Here is a 6,261-nt window from a genome sequence, read left to right on the forward strand (position 1 = left end):
TTCCAGAACTTGGAATGATCCGTGGACCGCCTCGACGAGCTCGCCGTGTTCCTGGCCGTGCTGGAGACCGGCAGCCTGGCGGGCGCCGCGCGGCGGTTGCGACGCTCGGGGCCGGCGGTGACGCGCACCCTGGCGGCGCTGGAGGCGCGGGTGGGCGCCCGGCTGGTGGAGCGCACGACGCGGCGGCTGTCGGTGACGGATGCGGGGCGCAGGCTGGCCGAGGCGGCGCGGCCGGTGCTGGCGGGCTATGACGCTGCGGTGGCGCAATCCGAAGCGGGGCCGCTGCGTGGACACCTGCGGATCAGCGCGCCGCTGGTGTTCGGCCGCCGGCACATGGCGCCGGTGCTGGCGGCGTTCCTGGACGCCAACCCCGAGGTCACCGGCGAGCTGGTGCTGCACGACCGCAACCTCGACTTGGTCGACGAGCAGATCCACGTGGCGTTGCGGATCGCCGTGCTGGCCGACTCCAGCCTGATCGTTCGGCGGGTGGGGGAGGTGCGGCGGGTGGTGGTGGCCTCGCCGGACTACCTGGCGGGCCGGCCGGGGCCGCAGGCACCCGCGGACCTGGCCGAGCACGAGATCGTCTATTCCAGCACCCAGCCCGGCCCGACGGAGTGGCGCTTTGCGGCGGGCGAGGCGGTGAGGCTGCGGCCGCGGCTGATGGTCAATGCGGTGGAGCCGGTGGTGGCGGCCGCGGTCGAGGGACGCGGAATCACGCGCGTGTTCTCCTACCAGGTGGCCGACGAGCTGGCGGATGGGCGGCTGGTGCGCCTCCTGGCCGAGCACGAGCCGGCGCCGATCCCGGTGCAGCTGGTCATCGCCAGCGCCCGGCTGACGCCGCCCCGCGTGCGAGCCTTCCTCGACTTCGCGGCGGGCGAGCTTTCGAAGCTGCCGGTGATCCGGACCGGATGATTCCACGCCGGCGGCGTGGAATTCCACGCTGGGCGCCACGGCGGTTCCCACGCGGCGCGCGCACTTCAGCTTCCACCGGGCCGCGAGGGATCCGGGGGAGACCTGACCCATGAACGCAATGCTGAAGATTGCCGGCCGCTCATACCTGAACGGCGTGTCGGTGGACGACGTACGAGGGCTGATCGACACCGTGAGCCGGCGACCGGCCGCGGCGCGCACCCGCTGGCGGGTGGCCAACACCTGGCGCGGCCGGCTGCGCTCGAGCGGGCAGGCGGACGTCGTCGAGATCGGCGGCAAGACGGCGCGCCGGGCGCTGGCCATCGAAGTGGACGCCCCGCTGGAGCTGGGCGGCACCGACAATTTCGCCAGCCCGCAGGAGCACCTGCTGGCGGCGCTGAACGCCTGCCTGACGGCGCGCTTCACGGCGCTCTGCGCTTTGGAGGGGGTGGAGATCTACCGGCTGGAGATCGCGACGGAGGGCGAGGTGGACCTCCGCGGTGCGCTCGGCGTCGACCCTGCCGCGCCTCGCGGGTTTGGCGGCCTTGCGACCACGGTGACGGTGCGCGGGCCCGCGGCGGCCGAGGACTACCGGCGCATCTTCGACGAGGTGCTGGCGACGTCGTCGACGCTCTTCAGCCTGACCCAGCCCGTGGCGGTGGCGTCGGAGCTGGTGGTGGGGTGATCAGGTGGCGAGGAAGTCTCTGAGTTCCTCGAAAAAGCGGGCCATGGCGGGCTCGTCCTCGAGCAGCATGTGGTTCTGGCCGGGCAAGGCGACGAAGCGGGCGTTCGGAATCGAGGACGCGATCAGCCGGCCAGCCTCGATGGGTACGACGGCGTCGCCACGAGAATGCAGCACCAGTGTGGGGGCCGACACCTTCGCCAGCAGGTCGCGCACGTCGAGCTGACTGGCGGCGTCGTAGTAGCGGGCGGCGCACTCGGCCGAGGTGGTCCGGCGCTGCTGTTCGGTGAAGGCTTCGGCCAGCTCGCGCGTTGCGCCCGGTATGAACAGCGTAGCGAAGAGCTGGCGGAAGGCCGGGTTCTCCTGCGCCCAGCCGGTGCGAATGAGGGTGGCCATGGCCTGGCGCTGGGCGACGCCCTCTGGGTCGCGTCGACCGGCAGCGAAGGCGCCCAGGAGAACGAGGTGGCTCACCCGCTCGGGATGGCGCGCGGCGTAGGCGATGGCGCTGGCCGCGCCCTGCGAGACGCCCAGGATCGGGAAGCGCTCGAAGCCCGACGCCTCGATCACGGCCTCGAAGTCGGCGTACCAGGCGTCAAAGCCCACCTCGTCCACGTCCCAGTCCGACAGCCCGTTGCCGCGGGCGTCGTAGCGGAGCAGGCGCCGCCCGTCCGCCAGGCCGCGCAGGAAGTCCGCGAAGATCGGGCTCTCCCAGTCGTACTCCAGGTGGTTCATCCAGTTGGCGGTCTTGACCAGCGGCGGGCCCTCGCCGGCCAGCGCATAGGCGATGCGCACGCCGTCGGCGGCGCGGCAGAAGCGGATCTCCTGGCGCATGTCGGGCGGCGGGGGCCGGGTCGGCGCGGCGGGAGCGGCTTCGGATTGGCGGGCGCGTTCGAGCAGGCGGGTCGGGCCGCCCACCTCGGCCAGCGCCTTGGCGGCGGCGGCGTACTGCGCCTCGGCTTCCTGGCGCCGGCCCGCCGCGTTCAGCCGCTGGACGAGGCGCGCCCAAGCCGGTTCGGCCCACGGGTCGAGTTGCACCAGCTCGCGGAGGTAAGGCAGCGCCCGCTCGGGCTCGGCGGCGTGGCGGTCGTCGAGGATGTAGAGGATGTCGGCGTGCAGGCGGCGGGTCTCCTCGCGCATCCCGGCCAGCCAGCTGTCCAGCTCGGGGCACCCCGTCGGATCCAGGTCGGCCAGGAAGGGCCCGCGGAACCGTTTCGCCAGGCTCTCCAGAATCTGGGTGGCGGCGCCCTCGACGCCGTCGCGCAGGGCGGCGCGGACCGCGAACAGGTCGACCTGCGCCGGCTCCAGCTTGAGCGAGACCTCGTTGCGGTCGGCGTCGACTACCGGCGCGCCGTCGCGGTCCAGGATCGCGCGCAGCTTCGACAGGCTCCAGCGGAGCGCGCCGCGCGGATCGTCGGGCAGGTCCCAGAAGAGCTCGCACAGCCGCTCGCGCCGGTGCGGCCGCGCCGTGGCGGCGAGGTAGGCGAGCAGCAGCCGGGTCTTGCGCGACGGCGGCAGCGCCACGGCCGCGTCGCCGTCCCGGACCTGGAGGTCACCAAGCAGGCAGATTGAAACCATCGTCCCCCACGGCGTCCGCGCCCGAGCCTAGCGTCTGGACCGGCGCAGGCAATCCGGCGTTCGCGACTGACCTCGCGTCACGGTTTCCAACGATAACCTACGGCGCCATGCTTCCGGGCAAAGACCTTGGGAGACGTCCGATGACCCTGCACACCCCGCTCTGCGACCTGTTGGGCGTCAAGCACCCGATCATGCTGGCCGGCATGGGCGGCGTCTCGTACGCCGAGCTGGTGGCGGCCGTGTCCAACGCGGGCGGCTACGGCGTGCTCGGCATGGCCGGACGCACGCCCGACTTTATCCGCGACCAGATGCGCGAGGTGAAGAAGCTGACCGACAAGCCGTTCGGCGTGGACTTGCTGGCGGCGTCGCCCGAGAGTCTGACCGCGTCGGTGGAGATCATCATCGAGGAGGGCGCCTCGTCGTTCGTCGCCGGCCTGGGCGTGCCCATGCCGATCATGGAGCGGCTGAAGAAGGCCGGGCTCAAGGTGATGGTCGTCTGTGGGGCGGTGAAGCACGCGGTGAAGGCCGAACAGGCAGGCTGCGACGCGGTGATCTGCCAGGGCGGCGAGGGCGGCGGGCACACGGGGCTCGTGGGCACCCTGCCGTTGGTGGCGCAGGCGGTCGAGAAGGTGAAGATCCCGGTGGTGGCCGCGGGCGGCCTCTACGACGGCCGCGGTCTGGCGGCGGCGCTCTGCCTGGGCGCGGTGGGCGTCTGGATGGGTACGCGCTTCATCGCCAGCCAGGAGGCGCACGCGGGCCAGATGTACCGGGACGTGATCGTCGAGGCGACCGACGAGGACACGGTCCGCACCAAGAGTTACTCGGGCAAGCCGATGCGGGTGAAAAAGAACGCCTGGGTCGAGGATTGGGAAAGCCGGCCGGGCGACATCCAGCCTTTCCCGATGCAGGCCCAGCTCAGCCACCGCGCCGGCGCCATGGGCGGCATCGGCGGCCAGACCGAGAACCTCGACATCGACAAGTCGGCCTTCGCCATGGGCCAGTCGGCGGGCGGGGTGAAGGATGTGCTGCCGGCGGGCGAGATCGTGGCGCGGATCATGCGCGAGGCCGAGGACGCCATCGACAAGGTGGCGGCGATCCGGAAGGGCGCAGCGGTCCCGGCGTAGAAAAATGCGCCGACCCTAACCCCGTTCGCGGGGCGGCTGCGTAGGTCGTCATGCAAGCCCTTAGGGAGGCGTACATGACGACGATGATGTCCCTGGGACGTCGCACGTTTCTGGGTATGGCGGTCGGGTCGATCGCCTTGGCCGGCGAGGCGCGGACCGAACCCTACGACCTCGTCGACCTGACAGTGGTGGACCGCGATACGGGCCAGCCGCTGCGGGTCTGGCGGCATGACGGGCGGATGTACGTCGCGGGCCGGCCCGGCGCGCGCTACAGCCTGCGCGTCACCAACAACACCGGCGGGCGGGTGCTGGCGGTCATGGCGGTGGACGGGGTCAACGTCCTGACCGGAGAATCCGCCGCCTTCGCCCAGATGGGCTACGTCTTCGGCGCCTACCAGAGCTACGACGTGAGCGGGTGGCGCAAGTCCGACACCGAGGTCGCGGCGTTCACCTTCACCGCCCAGCGGAACTCGTACGCCGCCCGCACCGGCCGCCCCTTCGATGTCGGCGTCATCGGCATCGCGGTGTTCAGGGAGCGGCTCTACCGCCCGCCGCCGCCACCACCGCCGGCGGCCATGGCGGCCCCGCGCGCGCAGGACCGGGCCGGGAGCGAGGTCGAAGAGCTTGTCGTCACCGAAGGCAGCCGCCGCGCTGCGCCGCCGCCCCCCGCCCTGCGGCGGCGCGAGGAGAAGCTGGGGACGGGGCACGGAGAGCGTGAGTGGTCCGCCGTCACCGAAGTGGATTTCGAGCGTGCGACCCGCCACCCGCAGCTCATCCGCCGCATCGAGTACGACACCTATGACAACCTGGTCGCGGCCGGCGTGATCCCGCGCCCGCCATACCCGGATCGACGGCCCCGGCCGTTCCCGTCGGAGGGGTACGTGCCCGACCCCCCGGGATGGCGTTAGGCGGTTGGGCGTCCGGACGTGCGGCAGGTAGGCTTGGCCTTGATGGATTCGGACGCCGCGGACGACGGGGACCTGCTGCGCGCCCACGGCGCCGGCGATTCCAGTGCGTTCGGGCGGCTCTACGACCGGTACGATCGCCAATGCTTCCTGTTCATCCGCCGGCTGCTGGGCGCGGCGCATGCCGACGCCGCCGAGGACCTGCATCAGGAGACCTGGGTCGCGGTCGCCCGGAACGCGGCGGACTTCGACCCCGGCAAGGCCAGCTTTCCCGCCTGGCTCTTCACCATCGCGCGCCGCAAGGTCTGGGACCACTTCCGCCGGCAGAGAGTCGCCGTGCTGGCGGCGGCGCAGGATGACGCGGCGATGCTGGTCCCCGACCCAGGCCAGTCGCCGCTGGAGCAGGTGCAGTCGCGCGAGCTGGCGCAGGAGATCGTCGCCGCCGTCGAGGCCCTGCCGCTGGAGCAGCGGGGCGCATTCGTGATGTTCGCGCACGCCGGTTTGTCGCTGGAGGAGATCGCCCAGGCCACGGGTGTGGCCGTCGAAACGGCAAAGAGCCGGTTGCGCTACGCCCGCGCAAAGCTGAGACAGTCGCTTGCTGGTGAAAGGTCGGCCCATGTCTGATCACGACGCCGCACCCGATCCGATGGACAAGGCCTATGCCCAGGCCGAGGCGGTCCTGAACGACGAGACCGAACGCGCCGCGCGGCGCGCACGGGTCCTCGCAGCGGTCGCCGAGGCGGCCGAGGCGCCGCAGGACGCGCCCGCGAAGCCGGTGCGCAATCCTGCCTGGCGGCGTGGCGGCTGGCTGGCCGCAGCGAGCGTGGCCGTGGTCAGCGTGCTGGTGGCCCTGCGCTTCGACCCGCCGCCGGTGGACGGCCCGCCGACGCCGCCCGCACCGCCTGCGACGCGGACCGCGCCTGCCCAACCGACGGCGCCGGCCGCCGCCGCGCCGCCCACCACCCCCCCTGCGGCCGCGCCGCCTGCCCCGGCGGAGCGAGCAGCTCCCGCGGCGCAGAAGCCGGCCGCCCCGCCGCCGGCCGCAGCCGTCGCCGATGCGGCGCTG

7 protein-coding genes are annotated in these 6,261 nt (G+C 72.6%); 6 read left to right on the top strand and 1 reads right to left on the bottom strand.

Annotated features, from left to right (window positions below; translation table 11 throughout):
• Positions 1–21 precede the first annotated feature (21 nt).
• A complete protein-coding gene (locus tag VGD44_RS03740) occupies positions 22–912 on the top strand; it encodes a LysR family transcriptional regulator (protein ID WP_331084002.1) in 891 nt (296 codons plus the stop codon).
• Between the two features lie 109 nt (positions 913–1,021).
• On the top strand, positions 1,022–1,594 hold the full coding sequence (locus tag VGD44_RS03745; protein ID WP_331084004.1) for an OsmC family protein: 573 nt from the start codon (positions 1,022–1,024) through the stop codon (positions 1,592–1,594).
• On the opposite strand, the gene VGD44_RS03750 is transcribed toward VGD44_RS03745, so the two are convergent.
• Positions 1,595–3,166: an alpha/beta fold hydrolase gene (locus VGD44_RS03750; RefSeq protein WP_331084006.1), complete on the bottom strand. Its 1,572-nt coding sequence runs from the start codon at positions 3,164–3,166 to the stop codon at positions 1,595–1,597. It abuts the gene before it with no gap.
• A 140-nt stretch (positions 3,167–3,306) separates the two neighbouring features.
• On the opposite strand from VGD44_RS03750, the gene VGD44_RS03755 reads away from it, so the two are divergent.
• The 4 genes from VGD44_RS03755 to VGD44_RS03770 form a co-directional block, all read left to right on the top strand.
• Entirely contained in the window at positions 3,307–4,290 is a 984-nt protein-coding gene (locus VGD44_RS03755) for a nitronate monooxygenase family protein (protein ID WP_331084007.1), read from the top strand.
• A 74-nt stretch (positions 4,291–4,364) separates the two neighbouring features.
• Positions 4,365–5,198, top strand: a complete 834-nt coding sequence (locus tag VGD44_RS03760) for a hypothetical protein (RefSeq protein WP_331084009.1) — start codon at positions 4,365–4,367, stop codon at positions 5,196–5,198.
• Positions 5,199–5,240: 42 nt separating this feature from the next.
• The gene (locus VGD44_RS03765; protein WP_331084011.1) at positions 5,241–5,819 is read left to right on the top strand and encodes a sigma-70 family RNA polymerase sigma factor; all 579 of its coding nucleotides are present in this window, start codon (positions 5,241–5,243) and stop codon (positions 5,817–5,819) included.
• Positions 5,812–6,261 (top strand): hypothetical protein (locus VGD44_RS03770; RefSeq protein WP_331084013.1); only part of this gene is annotated, 450 nt, incomplete at its 3' end. The genes VGD44_RS03765 and VGD44_RS03770, both read left to right, overlap by 8 nt.

This window comes from Phenylobacterium sp. (assembly GCF_036402295.1).
Taxonomy (GTDB): domain Bacteria; phylum Pseudomonadota; class Alphaproteobacteria; order Caulobacterales; family Caulobacteraceae; genus Phenylobacterium.